The sequence below is a fragment of the Streptomyces sp. NPDC029122 genome (assembly GCF_055569445.1).
The window spans coordinates 1-19,163 of sequence record NZ_JBVHWK010000047.1 but is presented as its reverse complement, the minus strand read 5'-3'; the positions used below and the strand labels follow the sequence as shown (position 1 = coordinate 19,163).

Annotated in this window: 16 protein-coding genes; 5 read left to right on the top strand and 11 right to left on the bottom strand. The window is 74.5% G+C overall.

Going from position 1 to position 19,163, the window contains the following annotated elements; all coding sequences use genetic code 11:
* Positions 1-268 precede the first annotated feature (268 nt).
* Positions 269-679: a rodlin gene (locus ACZ4WZ_RS33090; RefSeq protein WP_467896707.1), complete on the bottom strand. Its 411-nt coding sequence runs from the start codon at positions 677-679 to the stop codon at positions 269-271.
* A gap of 241 nt (positions 680-920) precedes the next feature.
* On the opposite strand from ACZ4WZ_RS33090, the gene ACZ4WZ_RS33085 reads away from it, so the two are divergent.
* Together ACZ4WZ_RS33085 and ACZ4WZ_RS33080 are read left to right on the top strand one after the other, a co-directional pair.
* A complete protein-coding gene (locus ACZ4WZ_RS33085) occupies positions 921-2,543 on the top strand; it encodes a hypothetical protein (protein ID WP_467896705.1) in 1,623 nt (540 codons plus the stop codon).
* The gene (locus tag ACZ4WZ_RS33080) at positions 2,531-4,663 is read left to right on the top strand and encodes an MMPL family transporter (RefSeq protein WP_467896704.1); all 2,133 of its coding nucleotides are present in this window, start codon (positions 2,531-2,533) and stop codon (positions 4,661-4,663) included. Before ACZ4WZ_RS33085 ends, ACZ4WZ_RS33080 begins: the two co-directional genes overlap by 13 nt.
* On the opposite strand, the gene ACZ4WZ_RS33075 is transcribed toward ACZ4WZ_RS33080, so the two are convergent.
* The 4 genes from ACZ4WZ_RS33075 to ACZ4WZ_RS33060 form a co-directional block, all read right to left on the bottom strand.
* Positions 4,629-5,147: a hypothetical protein gene (locus tag ACZ4WZ_RS33075; protein ID WP_467896703.1), complete on the bottom strand. Its 519-nt coding sequence runs from the start codon at positions 5,145-5,147 to the stop codon at positions 4,629-4,631. The two genes, ACZ4WZ_RS33080 and ACZ4WZ_RS33075, sit on opposite strands and share 35 nt — an antisense overlap.
* A gap of 53 nt (positions 5,148-5,200) precedes the next feature.
* Positions 5,201-5,716 (bottom strand): GNAT family N-acetyltransferase, encoded by a 516-nt coding sequence (locus tag ACZ4WZ_RS33070; RefSeq protein ID WP_467896701.1) that lies wholly within the window; start codon positions 5,714-5,716, stop codon positions 5,201-5,203.
* A 79-nt stretch (positions 5,717-5,795) separates the two neighbouring features.
* Positions 5,796-6,119, bottom strand: a complete 324-nt coding sequence (locus ACZ4WZ_RS33065; protein WP_467896700.1) for a putative quinol monooxygenase — start codon at positions 6,117-6,119, stop codon at positions 5,796-5,798.
* A gap of 29 nt (positions 6,120-6,148) precedes the next feature.
* Positions 6,149-7,141: a GlxA family transcriptional regulator gene (locus tag ACZ4WZ_RS33060; RefSeq protein WP_467896698.1), complete on the bottom strand. Its 993-nt coding sequence runs from the start codon at positions 7,139-7,141 to the stop codon at positions 6,149-6,151.
* 52 nt (positions 7,142-7,193) lie between these two features.
* On the opposite strand from ACZ4WZ_RS33060, the gene ACZ4WZ_RS33055 reads away from it, so the two are divergent.
* From ACZ4WZ_RS33055 to ACZ4WZ_RS33045, 3 genes are all read left to right on the top strand, one after another.
* Entirely contained in the window at positions 7,194-7,589 is a 396-nt protein-coding gene (locus ACZ4WZ_RS33055) for a cupin domain-containing protein (protein WP_467896697.1), read from the top strand.
* Between the two features lie 365 nt (positions 7,590-7,954).
* The gene (locus tag ACZ4WZ_RS33050) at positions 7,955-8,941 is read left to right on the top strand and encodes an aldo/keto reductase (protein ID WP_467896696.1); all 987 of its coding nucleotides are present in this window, start codon (positions 7,955-7,957) and stop codon (positions 8,939-8,941) included.
* Between the two features lie 241 nt (positions 8,942-9,182).
* Positions 9,183-10,433 carry a hypothetical protein gene (locus tag ACZ4WZ_RS33045; RefSeq protein WP_467896694.1) on the top strand — a complete coding sequence of 417 codons (1,251 nt, stop codon included), beginning with the start codon at positions 9,183-9,185 and terminating at the stop codon, positions 10,431-10,433.
* Positions 10,434-10,442: 9 nt separating this feature from the next.
* On the opposite strand, the gene ACZ4WZ_RS33040 is transcribed toward ACZ4WZ_RS33045, so the two are convergent.
* The 6 genes from ACZ4WZ_RS33040 to ACZ4WZ_RS33015 form a co-directional block, all read right to left on the bottom strand.
* Positions 10,443-11,408, bottom strand: coding sequence for a glycosyltransferase family 2 protein (locus ACZ4WZ_RS33040; protein ID WP_467896693.1), 966 nt, complete (start codon positions 11,406-11,408; stop codon positions 10,443-10,445).
* 68 nt (positions 11,409-11,476) lie between these two features.
* On the bottom strand, positions 11,477-12,838 hold the full coding sequence (locus ACZ4WZ_RS33035) for an AMP-binding protein (RefSeq protein WP_467896691.1): 1,362 nt from the start codon (positions 12,836-12,838) through the stop codon (positions 11,477-11,479).
* Positions 12,839-13,018: 180 nt separating this feature from the next.
* Positions 13,019-15,586, bottom strand: a complete 2,568-nt coding sequence (locus ACZ4WZ_RS33030) for an ABC transporter permease (RefSeq protein ID WP_467896689.1) — start codon at positions 15,584-15,586, stop codon at positions 13,019-13,021.
* 46 nt (positions 15,587-15,632) lie between these two features.
* Positions 15,633-16,454: an ABC transporter ATP-binding protein gene (locus ACZ4WZ_RS33025; RefSeq protein ID WP_467896687.1), complete on the bottom strand. Its 822-nt coding sequence runs from the start codon at positions 16,452-16,454 to the stop codon at positions 15,633-15,635.
* 195 nt (positions 16,455-16,649) lie between these two features.
* Positions 16,650-17,327 (bottom strand): response regulator, encoded by a 678-nt coding sequence (locus ACZ4WZ_RS33020; protein WP_467896685.1) that lies wholly within the window; start codon positions 17,325-17,327, stop codon positions 16,650-16,652.
* Complete coding sequence (locus ACZ4WZ_RS33015; RefSeq protein WP_467896683.1) at positions 17,324-19,021, bottom strand: sensor histidine kinase; 1,698 nt, start codon at positions 19,019-19,021, stop codon at positions 17,324-17,326. The genes ACZ4WZ_RS33020 and ACZ4WZ_RS33015 overlap by 4 nt, the downstream gene beginning before the upstream one ends.
* Positions 19,022-19,163: the final 142 nt, after the last annotated feature.

Here is a 19,163-nt window from a genome sequence, read left to right as displayed (position 1 = left end):
TTCCTACGGCCTTGGGCCACCGTCCGCACCTTGCGGATCTCGAACTCCATCGCACCCCTTGAGCTGGGGTGTTGCGACGACTCCTAGAACCCAAGTCATGGAGACCGGGGCCTTTCGTCATGCGCTCGCGGGACGCCCGTCCCGGGGCCCGAGCGGCACGGGGATTTCGGGAACCCCGCACCCGGCGCCCCGGGGAACGCGGATGGGCCGGCCGTGGGTGTTCGTGCGGACGTCCACGGCCGGCCCGCTCAGCAGCGGTAGCCGGAGGTCAGCTGCCCGCGGACAGGTTGCCGGAGAGGACCGGGATGTTGCTCAGGATGTGGGAGAGCGGCTCGTCGCCCTTGGCCTGGGTGGAGTTCTCGGTGCACTGCTGGTTCTGCGGGTTGGACAGGACGTTGATGTCCTGGACGCCGACGTTGACCAGGGCGAGCAGCGACTGGACGTTGACCTTCGCGGGCAGACCGATGCAGGGCTTGTTCAGGGTGCCCTGCACCAGGCCGAGCTGGGGGCTCTGGTCGCCGGTGGTCTTCTGGTTGCCGTAGATCTGCTGGGCGCCGTTGCCGTTGACGGTGTTGATCCCGTTGTCGTTGCCGATGGCCATGGCCGGAGCGGCAACGGCGGCACCCGCGCCGACGGCGGCGGCGGTGGCTGCTGCGGTGACCATCATCTTCTTCAGCATTCGAGAACTTTCCTTCGCTGTAGCGGAAACGAGCCCCGGATCGGGGGATCCGCCCTTGTAACGGGAACAGGGCCGGGGACGTGGCGGTGCGTCACCCGAACGGCAGAGCGCCGCCCCCCGCCGCCGCGCCCCCCAGGGCGCCGACCGGGTGCCCCTGACCGGTACATCGCCACACCGGCCGCCGCCCGTCGTTGGAAGGTGCAGCCCCCCCCTCGACGCGCAGCCACGACCGGAGCCGCCCATGACCTCTGTCGCCCTGGCCCGGCGGCCGCCCGCCGCCCTGCCCCTCACCGTCAGGGCCGCGCTCACCGCGACCGGTTGCGCGCTGCCGCTGTACGCCGTGTGGGTGTCGGTCCTCGCGACCGGCGGAGGGGACCTCGCGGCCCAGACGGCCTGGGCGGACTTCACCGCCCGCCACCCCGGCTCCGCCTACAACCTCGCCTGGCACGGCGGGCTGCACACCGCCGCCTACAGCCTCCTCTCGCCCTACGCCATGGCCGCCTTCGGCGTGGTCCCGGTCACCGTGGCGGGCGGGCTGGCGGCCACCTGGCTCGCCGGACTGCTGTGCGCGCGCAGCGGAGTCCGGTCGCCCGAACGGCCCGCGCTGGCGGCGGCCCTCGCCCTGTGGTGCCAGGCGGCGTCGGGGCGTACGACCTTCGTCCTGGGCACCGCCTTCGGACTCGCGGCCGTACTGGGAGTCCAGTGCCGGCCGTCCGGCGGCCGGGCCGGGCGGCTCACCGCCACCGCACTCTGCGCCGCCCTCGCCACGATGGCCAGCCCCGTCGCCGGGCTCTTCCTCCTCCTGACCGGCACGGCGCTCCCGCCCGCGCCCGGCCGCCGGGCCGCCGAAGCCGCCGTCCTGCTCCTGCCGCCCTGCGCCGTCCTCGCCCTGACGGCCTGGCTCTTCCCCTTCCGTGGCGAACAGCCCATGCCGTCGGAGCGGATCTGGCCGCCGCTGCTGATGTCCCTGGCCGTCCTCGCGGCGGCGCCGCGCGGCTGGCCCTGGGTCAGACGCACCGCCGCGCTGTACGCGGCCGCCGTCGTGCTCACGTACGCCGTCCCCTCCCCGATGGGGACGAACGTCGAGCGGCTCGGCTGCCTCGCCGCGCCCGCCCTGCTCCTCGCCGCCGCGTCGGCGTCCGGCCGCGTACGCCGCGCCCTGGCCGGGGCCGGCCTCGCCCTCTGCCTGCTCTGGACGGGCGGGAACACGGCCGCCCACCTCGCCGATACCGTACGGGTCCCGGCGTGGGCGGCGGAGACCGACGGGGTCCTCGCGCAGCTCGGCCGCCTCGGGGCGGACCGCACCCGGGTGGAGGCCGTCATGGCGCGCAGCCACCGCGAGGCCGCCGTCCTCGCCCCGTACGTCACCCTGGCGCGCGGCTGGAACCGGCAGGCGGACGTGGAACGCGGCCGCCTCTTCTACGGGGCCGACGGCCTCGCTCCCGACGCCTACCGTGCCTGGCTCGACCACTGGGCCGTGGGCCTCGTGGTCCTGCACGACGGCCCGCCCGACGCCGCCTCCGAGGCCGAACACGCCCTGGTCACCGGCGCGCCCGCGTACCTGGAGCCGGTGTGGCGGGACCGGAACTGGCGGATCTACCGCGTCCGGGACGCCGTTCCCCTCGTGGACCCGCCGGCCACCGTACGGAGCTCCGGCGCGGCCGGGATCACCGTCCGCGTGCCCCGGCCCGGCACGGTGACCGTACGGATCGTCGACTCGCCCTGGCTGACTGCGGACGCCGGCTGTCTCGAACCGATGCGGGGGAGACGGGAGGACGGCTTCGTCCGGCTGACCGTACGGGAACCGGGCGACGTCACCATCGGCTCCGCCTACCTCGCCGAAGGCCGCCGATGCGCCGCCTGAGCACGGTGCCCGCCCGGCTCGCCCTGATCTGCGTACGCCACCACGTGCCGGTGCTGCTGCTGTGGCTGCTGCTCCTCGCCGCCGGGGCGGCCGCCGCCGGACCGGTGGCGGACGGCCTGGACCGGCGGCCCTGGAGCGTGGCCGCGCACGAATCGGTGCGGGGCAACCGGCTGCTGGACGGCGTCCGCCCCTACGGAGGCCAGATCGACGCGGTGGTGTCCGGCGTGCCGGTGACCGACCCGGACCTCCGCCGGGAACTCGCCGCGGCGCGCCGCGACCTGGCCTCCGTCCCCGGCGTACACGCCGTCACCCCCCTCACCGAAGGCGCGTACGCCGCCGGCCGGCGGGCCGTGCTGCTCTCCGTACGGCTGGACCGGGAGCCGGCCGGGCAGGACCGCCGACGCTGCGAACGGGCCGTGGAAGCCCGGCTGCGCGCCGTGCAGCGGGCCCTGCCCGGCGCCGCGGTGACGCTCGGAGGCAGCGACCGGGCGCGCGCCGAGGTGGCGGCGCGGACCCTGGCCGACACCCGGCGCGCCGAACTGATCACCCTGCCCGTGACCCTGGGGGTGGTGTACCTCCTGTTCGGCGGCCTCGCGGCGGCCGCCGTGCCACTGTTCGCCGCCGTCGCCACGATCGGCACCGGGATGCTCTGGCTCCTGCTGCTGTCGCGCTGGTACGACCTCACCTCCCCGGTGCTGTCGACGACCACGATGGTGGGCCTGGGCCTGGCCGTGGACTACTCGCTGCTCACCGTCGGACGCTTCCGGGAGGAACTCGCCGCCGGCCACGACGTCCCGGAGGCGGTGGTGCGGACCATGGGCAGCGCGGGCCGCTCGGTCCTGTTCGCCGCGCTGGTCATCGCGGCCGCCCTCAGCGGGCTGGCCGCCTTCCCCAGCGACTTCTACGCCTCCGTCGGCCTGGCCGCGGCGGGCACCGTCCTGCTGTCGCTGGCCGCCGCCGTCACCCTGACCCCCGCACTGCTCACGGCCTGCGGGAAGCGGATCGGGGCCCGGGCCTGCCGGGAGGCCGACGAGGGTGCCTTCGCGGCGCTGGCCCGCTGGACCCGCCGGCGCGCCCCGGCCGTCGCCGTCGGGGTCGGGGTCCTGCTGCTGGCCGCCGCCGCACCCTTCCTGCGGGTCCACCTCGTCAGCCCGGTCGGCGAACTGCAACTCCCTCCGGGCACCGAGGCGAGGCGCTTCGCCGACCTGGTCACCGAGGGGTTCCCGCAGCACCGCGCCGACGCCGTCGTGGTCGTGGCCCGTACCGGCCCGTCCCGGCTGACGGCGTGGGCGGAGCGTTTCGCGGCCGCACCGCAGGTGGAGCGGATCGAACCCGCCACCGCCGCGGGACCCGGGGTCTCCGTCGTCCGCCTCGTACCCGTCCCCGACGAGGACGCGGCCACCGCCACCCGGCTGGTGGAGCGGCTCCGCGCGGACCGCCCGGCGGACTTCCCCGTATGGGTGACCGGACGGGCCGCGCTCGACGCCGACTTCAGGGCCGAGGTCGTCGAGCACGCGCCGCGCGCCGCCGCCCTGATCGCCTTGACCAGCTACGTCCTGCTGCTGGCGATGACCGGCTCGGTGCTGCTCCCGCTGAAGGCGATCCTGATGAACACCCTGTCCCTCGGTGCCTCGTTCGGCGCGCTCGTCCTGGTGTTCCAGGACGGCTGGTGCGCGGGGCTCCTGGGCGTGCACACCCTGGGCGGCCTGGGCTACTGGCTGCCGGTGGTCGTGTTCGCCCTGGCCTTCGGCCTGTCCATGGACTACGAGGTGTTCCTGCTCTCCCGCATCCAGGAGCTCTACCGCGCCGGCGCCGGCAACGACCTGGCCGTGGAGGCGGGCGTGCAGCGTTCCGCCCGCATCATCAGCTCCTCGGCGCTGCTGATGTGCATCGTCTTCACCGGCTTCGCGACGGGGGAGGTGCTGGTGATGAAACAGCTGGCGACAGCGCTGACCCTGGTCGTCGTGGTCGACGCCACGCTGGTGCGCTGCCTCCTGGTCCCCGCCGCCATGACCCTCCTGGGCCGCGCCAACTGGTGGTCCCCCCGCCCCCTGCGCCGCCCCCGCCCGGAGGCGGGGAGCGGGCCTACGGCGCCGAGAGAGGAGGCGGCGGTTCGCTGAGCACGGGGGCCCAGGCGAACAGCCGGTCCCGAGTGCCGAGCCGGCGGACGCGCCAGCTCGGCAGCGGGCGGCGGGACTCCGTGGTGAGGAAGTGCGCGGCGTCGATGATCATCCGGCGGACGTCCGCCGCCGCCGCCGAGAACGGCTCCCACTGGCCGTAGTGCGGGACCATCCTGATCCGGTCCGCGGACTCCCGCTCCAGCCGGCACGACTCGATCCCGATGGTGTCGGTGTCGCCCGCCTCCAGCTCCAGCCAACCGAGCACGAACCCCTGCATCCAGTCGTGGGGGCCGAGGCAGTTGACGAGCTCCTCGGCGACTTCGGCCAACGCCCCGGGCGTGCCCAGCGGCGGTCGGATGACCGTCGGGCCGTACTCGGGCCGGACCCGTCGCAGCACCCCGTCGGCATCCTTCTCGGACGCCCCGATCTCCTCCAGGCCGAAGATCCAGCGGTCGTCACCGTGCTGCTGCGTAGGTTCGAACACCGGCACAGGGAAACACACCGACTGGTTCACGGCCAAGCGGAAGAAATGGCGCCTCAGACGCTCCCGAAAGCGGCGGGGTAGGTGAATTCGCCCCGCACGGACGGGTCGTGGGCGGACAGGGCGCGGACCTGGAACATGTTCCCCCAGGCAGGCTCCTCCCCGACGACCCCCAGCTCCGTGCTCGCCCGGAAGCCGAACCGGCCGTAGAAGCCGGGGTCGCCGAGGACGACGGCCATCGGCGCGCCGAGACCGTCCGCCGCGGCCAGCGCGGCGTGGACCAGGGCCGTCCCGACGCCCCGGCGTCGCTGGGCGGGGTGCACGCCGAGCAGGCTGAGGTTCGGGACGCGGAGGGTGCCGATCCGGCCCCAGCTGCACGCGGCGTGCCCGACGAGCGCGCCCTCTTCGTCCTCGGCCACCAGCGACAGCGCCGGGATCCAGTCCGCACCCTCGCGCAGCGCGTCCAGCAGCCGCAGCTCCACCGGCTCCGCCTCGCGCGGCTTGTACGACGCGGCGACGGTCACAGCACGGACGGCGGCGAGGTCGGCGGGTCCTTCTCGTCTGATCAGCACCGGGACAGTCTGCCGCGTCCGTCCGTCCGGGCGGTCGGCCGGGGGCGCCGGGGCGCCCGGGGCGGTTCAGCGGGCCGGTTCAGTCGATCCGGAGCTCGCCCATCTGGCTCCAGCCGGTGGCCCCCTCGATGGTGGTGCTGACGATTTCCGGCGTGCGGGTGACCATCGGACGCATGGTCTCCAGCGCCGCCGCGAAGTGCTCGGAGGTGACGTGTGCTTCGGCCGCGTCGTCCTGGAACGCCTCGACCAGGACGTAGGTGTCCGGTTCCTCGAGGCTGCGGGACCACTCGAACCACAGGTTGCCCGGCTCGGCACGGGTGGCGCGGGTGAACTCCGCGACCTTCTCCGGCCACTGGTCCACGTACGCGGGCTTGACGGCGAATTTCACCACAATGAAGATCATTCAGTCATTGTAGGCACGCCCGGCCGCCGTCACACCGCCTCCGGCCCGAACCGGCGCCTGTACGCCGACGGGGTGATGCCCGTCTCACGGCGCATCAGCGCGCGCAGGTTGGCGGCGGTGCCGAGCCCGCTGTGCCGCGCCACCAGTTCCAGGCGGGACTCGCCCCGCTCGAGCAACCGGCATGCCAGGGCGAGCCGTTCCCCCGTCAGCCACGCCAACGGCGTCGTACCCAGCTGTGCCCGGAAGCGGCGGTGCAGTGTCGCCGGACTCACCGCCGCGCGCTCCGCGAGGTCGGAGACCGTGAGCGGTGCGTCCAGCCGTTCCTGGGCCCAGGCCAGCACGGGCGCCAGGGACTCGTCGGGCAGGTCGGGGACCGGACGCTCCACGAACTGCCGCTGGCCGCCGTCCCGGTGCGCCGCGAAGACCAGCCGCCGGCTCACCGCGTTGGCGACCTCCGCGCCGTGGTCGCGGCGGACCAGGTGCAGACCGAGGTCGAGCGCGGCCGCGCTCCCCGCGGCGGTGAGGATGTCGCCGTCGTCGACGAACAGCACGTCCGGTTCGAGGCGCACGGAGGGGAACCGGGCCCGGAAGGAGTCCGCCCACTGCCAGTGCGCGGTGGCCCGGCGCCCGTCGAGCACTCCCGCCTCGGCCAGGGTGAAGGCCCCGCTGCAGAAGCCGACCAGGCGCGCACCGCGCGCGTGCGCCCGCCGGACGGCGTCGAGGACGGCCGGACGGCGGGGCACCTCGACGTCGGGGCGGTTGGGGACGATCAGGGTGTCCGCCGTGTCGGCCGCCTCCAGCCCGGCGACCCCCGTGAGCGTGAAGAACCCGTCCCGCATCGGCGTCCGGGGCTCGGGGGAGCAGAGCCCGAACGCGTAGAGGTCGCGGCCGATCTCGGGCCGGCGCAGCCCGAAGACCTCGGTCGCGCAGCCCAGTTCGAAGGGGTTCGAGTTCTCGTCGACGATCACGACGACCCGGTGTACGCCCGCCGGGCGCTGGGGGTGCGGGGATTCTTTCGGCATCTGCGATTCCTAGCACTCACGGCCCTCGCGCGGAACCGCTCAGGATGAGCCCATGAGCAACGGACCCATCTCCCTGAGCACGGCCCTGGCCTCCTTCGACGCCCTGTGGAGCCCCCGCATCGTCACCCGCGTCAACGACTACGACGTCCGCGTCGTCAAGGTCGAGGGCGAACACGTCTGGCACGCCCACGACCACACCGACGAGTTCTTCCTGGTGCTCGACGGCGAACTGCGCATCTCCCTGCGCGAGCCCGGAGGAGAGCGCACCGTCCTGCTCCCCCGGGGGGCCGTGTTCACCGTCCCGCGCGGCACCGAGCACAAGCCCTCCGCGCCGTCGGGCGCCGCGCTCCTCCTGTTCGAGCCCTCCGGCACGCTGAGCGTGGGTGACCGTCACGAGGAGGTGCCGGACCACGTGGACGTGACGACCGGACGCGGCCTCGGCGGCTGAAACGGTCCCTCGCGCGGTCCGGGCCCGGCGCGGCGCCCAGCGCGGGCACGACCGCGGCCACGGGGCGTCGTAGCCGCGGGGCTGCGCTATAGTTGATCTCGAGCTCGCCGCCGCGGAACACGGTGGTGGGACCGGCGTTGGTGGTCCAAGGAAAGACACCCCACTTCCCGTGGGGGAATGCAGGTGCAAGGCCTGCCCAGCGCTCGATCAAGGCCCCGGCCTCCTCACGGAGACCGGGGCCTTTTGCCGTGCGCTGTGCTCCGTGCCCGTGACGGCCGCCGCTCGGCAGCCGGCGGTTGACATGGAGTGCGCTCCAACACCTAGCCTCCAGGTCCGATGATGTTCCGAGATCAGGAGGAAGCGGCATGAACGGCGTACCCGCCCGGCACTTGGGCAGTCTGAAGGTTTCCGCGCAGGGCCTGGGATGCATGGGCATGAGTCACGGCTACGGCACGCCGGACGACGCGCAGTCGATCGCGACCGTGCACCGCGCCCTCGACCTCGGTGTGACCCTCCTCGACACCTCCGACTTCTACGGATTCGGCCACAACGAGGAGTTGGTCGGGCGGGCCGTCGCCGGCCGCCGCGACGAAGTGGTGCTGGCCACCAAGTTCGGCTTCGCCAACCGGCTGGGCGAGCCTACCCTCATCCGCGGTGACGCGGCCTACGTGCGGGAGGCGTGCGAGGCGTCGCTGCGACGCCTCGGCGTCGACCACATCGACCTCTATTACCAGCACCGGGTCGACCCGAAGGTGCCGATCGAGGAGACCGTCGGGGCCATGGCCGAACTCGTCCAGGCCGGGAAGGTCCGCCACCTCGGCCTGTCCGAGGCCGGGGCGGCCACCATCCGGCGGGCGCACGCCGTCCACCCGATCGCCGCGCTGCAGAGCGAATGGTCGTTGTGGACCAGGGACCTGGAAGCGGAGATCGCCCCCCTCTGCCGTGAGCTCGGCATCGGGCTGGTGCCGTTCTCCCCGCTCGGGCGGGGCTTCCTCACCGGCCGGTACAGCTCGGTCGAGGGGATGGCCGAGGACGACATCCGGCGCACGCAGCCGCGTTTCGCCGAGGGGAACCTCGAACGGAACCTGGCGATCGTCGCGCGGCTGGACGAACTGGCCGCGGCGAAGGGGATCACCACCGGGCAGCTCGCCCTGGCGTGGGTCCAGCACCGGGGCGACGACGTGGTTCCGATCCCCGGCACCCGGAGGCAGCGCTACCTGGAGGAGAACGTCGCGGCCCTGGCCGTGGAGCTGTCCCCCGAGGACCTCGCCGCCATCGAGGCCGCCGCGCCGGCGGAGCGGATCGCGGGCACCCGGTACGACGCCACCAGCCTCACCTTCGTCAACCACTGAGCACGTGCCGCCCGGCGGGTGCGGGCCCGACGGCCTGGCCGAGGCCTTCGCCCGTTCGGCGGTGCGGAGGACCGGCGGGTCCGGGGAGGCCGGCCGGTGCGGCAGGCGTGACCCCTGGGGGCGCCTCCGGATGCACCCGCGCGAGGCGTTCGCCAGACTGACCGTGAAGCACGGCACCGTACGGCCGCCAGGTCTCCTCCGCCCGGCCCGGCCGTGCGGCGGATACGGACCGCCCCGGGCGGTGCCGGGCACCGCCGACGAGACGATCGCGGGGCTGGAGATGGTGGAACCGACCCGCCCGGCGGGCCGCGAGAAGCGCCGGGCCCTGTGGGCGCCGGTCGTCGCGTGGCTGGTCTCGAACCTCCTCACCTGGATGGTCGCGAAGGCATCGGTCTCCGCCGACGGGTCGGCGGTGGCGTACTGGTCCACCGGCGGCCGCAGCCGCTGGGACTCCGCGCACTACCTGTCCATCGCCCGCACCGGCTACGAGATGTTCTGGTGCCGGGACCGCTATCCGGACTTCCGCGATGTCATGTGCGGAAACGTCGCCTGGTTCCCCGGATACCCGATGGCGGTCCGCGCGGTGTCGGCCACCGGGCTCTCCTACGAGCTCTCCGCGGTCGTCCTCACCGAAGTGTCCCTGCTGGGCATGTTCGTGGTGCTCTGGCGGCTGCTCGGTGCCCGGCTCACCTGGGCCACCGGACTCACCCTCGCCATCGGTACGGTGTTCCCCGGCGGGGTCTACCTGCACGCCGCCTTCCCCGTCGCCACCGGCACCCTGGCCCTCCTGGTCTGTACCGCCGGAGTGCGGCGCGGGTCCTGGGGGGTCGTCGCCGCCGGCGGTTTCGTGGCGGCCGCCTGTCATCCCGTCGGTGCCGTCGCCGTCGGCATGCTGCTCTCCAGCGCCTTCTTCGCGTGGCGGGGCGACACGTGGCCGGTGCGGTTCGCCAAGGCCGGATCGTCGGCCGCGCTCGCCGGCTGCGGAGTGCTCTGGGCCAAATGGCTGATGTGGCAGGCCACGGGCCACTGGGACGCGTACGGGATCATCCAGGAATCCAGCTACGGACAGGGCGGCCTGCACCAGCCCTTCGAGGAGATGGGCAAGGCGTACGGTTTCCCCTTCCGCGACTGGTACACGCCCGAGGGACACCTTCCGCCGCTGGTGGAGCACGCCCTCGAGGCGCACCGGACGCAGCTGTGGCTGAACACCGCCTTCGCCCTGCTCGTCCTGGCGACGACCGCCGCCCTGCTCGTGCGGCGCCGCCGCCTCGACGCCGGGCAATGGGCCGCCCTGGTCCTGACGGAGGCGGTGTTCCTCGTGCCGTTCCTCGCGGGTGCGGAGATGTCGTGGTACCGCAATCACGCGCAGATGTTCGTCGGGCTCGTCCTGGTCGCGCGGGCGCCCCGCTGGATCCAGGTGCCCCTGCTGGCCTGCTGTGCGCTCCAGTACGCCCTGCTGGGGGCGATGTTCTTCTCGGGAGTCCTGGTGTGACCGTCCGGCCTACCGCCGTTCGTCCTCCGTGTCGCGGGCGACGTGGTAGATGGGCCGGCCCTGGACCGCCGTGTAGATGCGGGCCACGTACTCGCCGAGCATGCCCACGCAGAAGAGCTGGACGGCCCCGAAGAACAGGACCGTGATGATCAAGGAGGTCCAGCCGGGCAGGGTGCTCCCCCTCGCATGGGCGACGAGGGCCCAGACGAGGAACGCGAGGCAGACGACGAGACTGGAGGCGCCGATCGCCGTGGCCAGGCGCAGGGGGACCGCCGAGAAGCTCGTGATGCTGTCCAGGGCCAGGAGGACCATCTTGTGCAGCGGGTACTTGGTGGTCCCGGCCGCCCGCTCCCCGCGCTGGTAGGTGATCCGGCCTTCGGGGAAGCCGAGCCACGGAATGAGCAGGCGGTAGATCCGCTGCTGCTCGGGGAGCGTCTTCAGGGTCTCCACCACGGCTCGGGACAGCAGGCGGAAGTCGCCGGCCTGAGCGGGTACGTGGGAGCCGGCCAGGCGGCGCATGAGCCAGTAGTACGCGGCGGCCGTCCGGCGTTTGAACCCGGTGTCGGCGGAGCGGTCCGTCCGGATGCCGTACACGACGTCCAGACCGTCCGCCCGGGCCAGGGCCAGCATCTCCGGGACGAGTTCCGGCGGGTCCTGGAGGTCCGCGTCCATGCTGATCACGTACGAGCCCCGGGACCGGTGCAGTCCGGCGGTCAGGGCCGCCTGGTGGCCGCTGTTCCGCCGGAGGGTCACGACGCGCAGCTGGGGCCACGCACGGCGCAGGTCCTCCAGCACGCGGGGCGTCCGGTCGGTGGAGCCGTCATCGACGGCGAGGACCTCGTACGGTTCCTCACCCCGGTCCAGGACGGGCCGGAGCCGCGCCGCGAGAACGGGCAGGGCCTCCTCCTCGTTGAAGACGGGCACCACGACCGACACGGAGACCGGTTCCCGCGGTGGCTCATGCACAGCACTCATGATGCGGGAGGGGACCGGAGCCGGCACCTCGGCAGGGAGGACGCCGCCCCGCCCCGCCGGGGCCGTCGTCAGCCCGCCGGGGACCGCTCGGGGCGGCCCGTCACCACCAGGTCGCCCGTCGCCGTACGCCGTGCCAGGGCGCCGGTGCGGAAGTAGCCGTCGGCGGTGAAGGAGCGGGCGTTGTCGTGCGCCGCCCGGTAGTAGCCACGCGCGGTGTACGGGCCGCGGGCCAGGAGTTCGCCGGGCTCCCCGTCGGGCACGTTCCCGCCGTCGGCGTCGACGATGAGGACCTCGTCGTCGGGCGACAGCGGGCGGCCGTGCGTGGTGAGCACGGACTCGTCCGGGTCGCCGGGCCGTGTGAGCACGAGCGGCCCCTCGGCCAGGGTGAACACCTGCTGGAGCCGCCCGCCCAGTTCGCGCTCCACCCGCTCGGCGGTCGCCCGGGACAGGGGCGCGCCGCCGATCTGCACGAGACGCAGACTGCTCACGTCGGCCCGGACCGTGGCGAGCGCGTCGAGCCAGGCCTCGGCGGCGGCCGGCGGCAGCGAGGTCAGGGTGACCCGCTCCCGCTCCACGGCCGGGAGGCAGGAGGCGGGGTCCGTCCCGTCGGCCAGGACGACGGTGCCGCCCACGCCGAGCGTGCCGATGACGCCGGGGCACCCGAAGGCGAAGGCCGACCCGGCGGGCAGCGCGGCGAGGTACACGTCGTCCTCGGTGAGCGACACCAGCTCGGCCGCGGCCCGCGCCTGGTAGGCGTAGTCGTTGTGGGTGCGCGGAACGAGCCGCGGCGCGCCCCCGTCACCGTCGGCGGGCAGCAGGAACGCCACCTGGTCGGCGCTCAGCGGCAGCGCCGGCTCGGGTGCGGCGTCGATGGAACCCAGCGGGGCGTACTGGCAGTTCGACGGGTCGGTCGTCATACCGCCGTACGGGGACTCGGTCCCCGGCGGCTCATAGGTGAACACCCGCCGCAGGAAGGGCCACCGGGCCGCGATGTCCGCGGCCATCGCCGTGTGGTCGAAGCCCCGGTACGTGCCGGGGCCGACGTACCCGACGGCCTGGGTGACCCGTACGAGCTCGGGCACCCCGGACGCGGGGTGCGTGACCGGGCAGAGGACGGGGACCACGCCGGCCCGCATCAGGGCGAACACGGTGACGACGAATTCGGGCACGTTGGGCAGCTGGACGACGACCCGCATACCGGGCCGCAGTCCGCGCAGCCGGAACCCGGCGGCCATGCGGTCCACGCGCCGGTTCAGGTGCGCGTAGGTGACGCGGGTGCCGCCGTGCACCAGCGCGGTCCGCGGCCCGTACTGCAGGGCCCACCCGCGCAGCAGGTTGTCCAGCGTGTTGCCGCCCCAGTGACCGGCCGCCCAGTAGCGGTCGACGCATTCCCCGGGCCAGGGGGTGCAGCCGTCGAGCAGGGATGCCAATGCGGTTCCTTCCGTGCCGGTTTCCGGACCGGGCGCCGTGCGGCTCGTGGTGCGCGGCGACGGGCCCTGACCTTGGCATTCCAGTCCGTCAGCGGTCCCGTGCGCAAGGTGCGTTCCCGACCAGGACGGCTGGATCCCGTCAGCGGAAGATCCAAATCGGCAGACCCCGTGGAACGGGCGCTACGCGTCCGCGACGGCGTGCAGAGGGCTGAGCGCGGCGGCCCGTCGGGCGGGAAGGGCGGCCGCCGCGGCGCCGACGGCCAGGGAGAGGAGGACGACGAGGGCGAGGGTGCCCCAGGGGAGGGAGAAGGCGTACTGCGGGATGGCCCCGTTGGCCAGTCCGCTGACCTTCCACGCCCCGAACAGGCCGCCGGCCAGCCCGAGCAGGGTGCCGTAGGCGGCGACCGTGAGGGACTCGAGGCGGATCATACGGCGGATCCCGGTGCGGTCCATGCCGATGGCGCGCAGGACGCCGATCTCCCGGGTGCGTTCGGCGACCGACATGGCGAGCGTGTTGACCATGCCGAGGGCCGAGATGGCCACCCCGATGACGAGCAGTCCGAACACCATGGTGAGCAGGTCACCGGCGACGCCCGCCTGCTCCCGGACCAGCTCGGCTCGGCTCTGGACCTTCAGCAGGGGACTGTGGTCGACGGCGGCGCGCAGCCGCTTCCCGAGGTCGGCCGTGGCACCGCCCGGACCGGCGGCCACGAGGACGCGCTGCACGGAGTCGCGCAGGTAGCCGTACCGCTGGACATCGCCGCGGTCGGCGAGCACGTCCTGCGCGGTGGGGTTGTCCCGGTAGATCCCGACGACCGTGTAGGGCCGGTCGCGATCACCCCGGCCGGGACCGATGGCCGCCGTGATCCGGTCACCGGTGCCGATCCGGTGGTCCCGGGCGAAGCCGCTGGAGACCGCGATCCGGCCCGGCCCGATCTCCTCGGCGGAGCCGCTGGTGAACCGGAGTTTCATGACGGCCCCCACGCTCTTCGGTTCGACGCCCGAGACCTGCCCGGCCCCGCCCCCGACGGTGATGACGGAGTCCGACACGGCGGAGGCGGCCGCGACACCGGGGACGGCGGCGATCCGCCGGACGGCGGCATCGTCCACGGCGGTGGTGGTGTTGCGGGTGCCGATGACGTAGTCGGCGCTCAGACCGGCGGCCGCCTGGGAGTCCAGGGCCCGGCTGGAGGAGTGCCCGATGACGGCGAGCCCCGTCACCAGCGCCGTGCTGATCATCAGGGCCACGGCGGTGGCGGCCGTACGCCGGGGATCGCGCAGGGCGTTGTCCTTCGCGAGGACGCCCACGACGCCGGCCCCGCGGGTCATCCGGCCGATCGACCGGATCACCGGACCCGCCAGCAGCGGAGCCAGCACGATCAGCCCGGTCACGAGGACGCCGCAGCCGACCATCGCGGTCCGCAGGTTCTCGTCCGAGGCGTCCTTCGCGCCGCCCAGGGAGACCAGCAGGCCGGCACCCGCCAGCAGCACGGCCGCACCGGCCGCCCCCCGGATCCGGGACGGCTTCGCGGACGGCGGCTGCCCGGCGGTGCGCATCGCCTCGACGGGAGCGATCCGCGCGGCGCGGCGCGACGGCAGCCACGCGGCGAGGACCGTGACGCCGACGCCCACGGCGAGGGAGGCGATGACCGGGGTGGGGCCGATCACCAACGGGCCGCCGGGCAGCGGGGCTTCCCCGGTGCCGAGCAGGTGGGGCAGCGCGGCGGCGACACCGAGGCCCAGGCCGAATCCGGTCACGGAGGCGAGCAGGCCCACGAGGGCGGCCTCGGCGAGCACGGAACGGACCACCTGGCGCCGGGTGGCGCCGATCGCGCGGAGCAGCGCGATCTCCCGGGTCCGTCGCGTGATGAGCATGGTGAAGGTGTTGATGATGAGGAACGAGCCGATGAAGAGGGACACCACGGCGAAGACCAGCGGCAGCCGGGAACGGCCGCGCGTTGTGGCACCGATGAAGACGGACTGCTGCTGGGCCTTGGCCGCCGCGGTGGTGGCCTCGGCGCGGTCGGCCGGCAGCAACGCCCCGACCCGCCGGGCGAGGTCGAACGGGTCGGTGCCGGGCGAGGCGGACAGGTCGATCCCGGTGTAACGGCCCGGGGCGGCGAAGAGCTTCTGGGCGGTGGCCCTGTCGAACACCGCGAGGGTGCCGCCGGACGTGACCCGGGTGTCGTCCGTGGAGACGGTGCCGACCAGCCGCAGCCGCAGCACGGGGCCGTCGGAGGCCAGGGTGACGGTGTCACCGAGGGCGTACGAGCCGGCCCGTGCGGTGCCCCGGTCCAGGGCCACTTCGCCGCCGTCGCGGGGCGCGCGGCCGGCCGTCAGGGGGTAGCGGGCGTCCGTGCCGTCGGCGCCGGGGACGTAGGCGGCGGCCAGCTTCCCCATCGCGTTGGCGGCGCGCAGCGGCGAGCCGTCCTTGGTGGCCAGGGTCACCGACCCGTCGACGGCCGGACGGGCCGAGGCGACACCGGGTACGGCGGCGAGCCTGGCCACGAGCGCGTCGTCGAGGACGCCGACGCGCTCGTCGGCGGGGGCGCCCACGGGGTGCTTCGGCTCCACGGTGACGGCGATGCCGGAGTAGTTGCGCGCCATGGAGGCGCGGTAGGCGGCGGTGGTGGAGTCGGCGAAGACGAGCGAGCCGGAGATGAACGCGACTCCGAGACAGACCGCGAGGGCGGTCATGATCAGGCGCGTCTTGTGGGCGAGGACGTTGCGCAGGGCTGTTCGCAGCATGGGTGGGCTTTCGGAAGGCGTCGGCATCGGGGGACGGGGGCGCCGGTCAGCGGGCACGGCCCTGGGCTTCGAAGGCGAGCATCCGGTCCAGGACGGCGCCGGAGGTCGGCTCCCGCAACTCGTCCACGAGTCGGCCGTCGGCGAGGAACACCACGCGGTCGGCATGGGCTGCGGCGACGGGATCGTGGGTGACCATCACCACGGTCTGGCCCAGCTCCCGTACCGAGTCCCGCAGGAAACCGAGTACCTCCGCGCCGGAACGGGAATCGAGGTTGCCGGTCGGCTCGTCGGCGAACACGATCTCCGGACGCGAGACCAGCGCGCGGGCCACGGCGACGCGCTGCTGCTGACCCCCGGACAGTTCGGCCGGCCGGTGCGCGAGCCGGCCGGCGAGCCCGACGGTGGCGATGACGGTGTCCCGCCACGCGGTGTCGGGCTGTCGCCCGGCGAGCCGCAGCGGGAGGGTGATGTTCTCCAGCGCCGTGAGCGTGGGCAGCAGGTTGAAGCCCTGGAAGACGAAACCGACCTTCTCCCGGCGCAGCCGCGTCAGCTGCCGGTCGTTCAGGTCGGACAGTTCCACCCCGCCGATCCGCGCCGAACCGGAGGTCACCGTGTCCAGGCCGGCCATGCAGTGCATCAGCGTGGACTTCCCGGAACCGGACGGTCCCATGACCGCGGTGAACCGGCCCCGCGCGAACTCCACGGACACCGCGTCCAGCGCCGTGACCCGGGTCCCGCCCTTCCCGTACGTCTTGGTCAGCCCGGTCGCGCGGGCGGCCGGCTCGACGGCGTCCGCGGACCCGGGGGGCACGGCCGCGGGAGGCACGGCGAAGGACGGCACGGGGGAGGAGGGAAACGCGTGCGACATGGATGCTCCACCTGGAGGACGACGGCCCGCGAGAACCTGCCGCGCGCCGGGGACACATCCATCCTCACGGCCCTGACCTGCGCGGACATCGGCCTCAAGGCCCGAGTCGGCCTCTGCCGAAAGAGCGGCCCGGGCCCGTGCTCCTCTGCCGAAGGGCAGAGGTCCGGGCCGCCGCCTCCGCCCCCGGGCAGGGACTCAGGAGGCCAGCCCGGTCCGGTGCGCCAGGAGCGCCGCCTGCACCCGGCTCGCCGAACCCGTCTTGTCCAGGATCGCTCCCACGTGCGTCTTCACCGTGCCGGTCCCGATGCCGAGCCGGGCGGCGATCTCCTGGTTCGACAGCCCCTCGCCGAGCGCCGCGAGCACGTCCCGCTCGCGGCCCGTGAGCCGGGCGAGCCGCTCGTCCCCGTCCGCGCCGTCGGCGGACCCCGGATCGGGGGCGCCCAGCATCCGGGAGATCACCGCCCCGGTCACGCCCGGGGAGAGCACGGCGTCACCCGCCGCGGCCGCCCGTACCGCGCTGATCAGCTCCTGCGGCCCTTCGTCCTTCAGGAGGAACCCGGCGGCACCCTCCCGCAGCGCCCGGACGACGTTGTCGTCGTCACCGAAGGTCGTCAGCATCACCACGCGCGGCGCCGGATCGAGCGCGAGCAACGGCGCGATCGCCGCCAGCCCGTCGCGCACCGGCATCCGGATGTCGACCAGCGCCACGTCCGGGTGGTGGACGGCGGCCAGTTCGACGGCCTGCCTCCCGTCCGCCGCCTCGGCGACGACCTCGATGCCGCCGGCATGCCGCAGGATGAGGCGTACGCCGTGCCGGATCATCGTCTCGTCGTCGGCGAGCAGGACGCGGATCGGCCGGTCGGTCTCGGTCACGGGGTCTCCCAGGGTGCGGCGTCCCGGACCGACGGGACGGTGAAACGGTCGATGGCGGTCAGACGCTGTCCGGCGTCGAAGCAGTAGCGGGCCACCAGCAGCCCGCCGGGACGGGCCTCGGTCGCGCCGTTGAACGGGTAGACGCAGCCGGCCGTGCCGGGGGGACGCGGCGGCTCGTGCCCGGTGGCGGCGGCCCGGACCGCCGCGTTGTCCACCACGCCGAGGCCCGTCACGTCCGCGTACGTCATGCCGACCCGGGGCAAGGGGCGCGGTCCCGCGTCCCGCCGGGGCGCGCTGCCGTACACGAAGGCGGTCCCGAGGGCCATCAGCACGCACAGCGCCCCGAGACCGAGGGCCAGCGTCAGGGTGTTCGCGGCGCCGCCCTCGGAGCCGGCGCCCCGAGGGCCGGGAGCGGTGGCGTCCGGCCCGGCGGTGTACGGGCCGGCGGACGGCTCCGGGACGAGGGCGTCACCGGGCTCCGCCGGCAGGGCCGCGTCCACCCGGAACCCGCCGGAGGGCAGCGGGGCGGCGTCGAAGGCTCCGCCGAGGAGTTCCACGCGCTCCCTGAGGCCGGTGAGCCCGCGCCCGGTGCCCACGTCCGCGTCCCCGGCGCCGGCGACGGCGGGCCCGGGCGGCGCCCCGTTGCGCACCGTGATCCGTACCGCTTCCCCGTGGTGGGTGACGCTCACGGTGACGTGCGCCGACGGGGCGTACCGGTGGACGTTGGTCAGGGCCTCGCGCACCACCCGGTGCGCCGCCCGGCGCACCGCCGCCGGACGGGCGTCGAGGTCCGGGCCCGTCCAGTCCAGCCGCACGGCGACCCCGCCGTCGCGGGACTCCGCCACCAGCGCCGCGATGTCGGCGCGGGTGCCCGTCGCGGCCGTCAGGACGTCCGGCCCGGCGTCCCGGCCCAGCGGCCCGAGCACCCCGAGGACCTGCCGCAGCTCGCGCATCGCGTCGCGGGTGGTCCGCCGCACCAGGACGGCCTCCTCGCGCAGCTCGGGGTCCGCCCGGCCGAGGGCCATCTCCAGCCCGCCCGCGTGCAGCGAGATCAGGCTGAGCCGGTGCCCGAGCAGGTCGTGCATCTCGGCGGCGATGCGCGAACGCTCATGGGTGCGGGCCTCGCTGTCCGCCGCCCGGCGCGCCCGTTCCGCCGCGTCCCCGCGCTCGCGCAGGGCCCGTACCAGGCGCCGCTGCTGCCCCTGCGCCGTACCGACCAGCCCCGGCACGATCACCGCGGTCGGGGCCAGCACCAGGCCCAGTGCCAGACCGTACGGCACCCGACCCGGACCGGCCGCCGGCGCGGCCGCCGTCGCCACCGCCACGAGGAGGCAGCCCGCCGCGGCCAGCAGCCGGGCCCGCTGCCGGGCCACGGCGGTGCGCCGCGCCAGGGCGTACGCGGCCACCGCCGCGAGGGGTCCGACACCGCTCGCCAGCCCGGTCAGGGCGGCCAGCGCCAGCAGCACCGGCCCGGGGAACCGGCCGCGCAGCGGGAAGAGCCCGGCGCCGAGAAGGATCACCAGCAGCTGCAGGGACGGGTGACGCACGAGCCCGAGAGCCGCGACGGCCGCGAACACGCCCAGCCCCAGCAGGGCCACGCCGGCGGTCCCGGCCGCCGTACGCGCGCACCCGGACGGCAGGGCCCCGGACGGGACGCTGCGGGCGGGACGGCGGAAGAAGGGGATGCGGACCACGCTGACCAGTATTGATGCCGGCGCCCGCGGCGGCGTGAGCCTCGCGGTGGATCCGTTCCTCTGCCGAAAGGCAGAGGAGCCCGGGCGGGGGGGGGGGGGGGGGGGGGGGGGGGGGGGGGGGGGGGGGGGGGGGTGGGGGGGG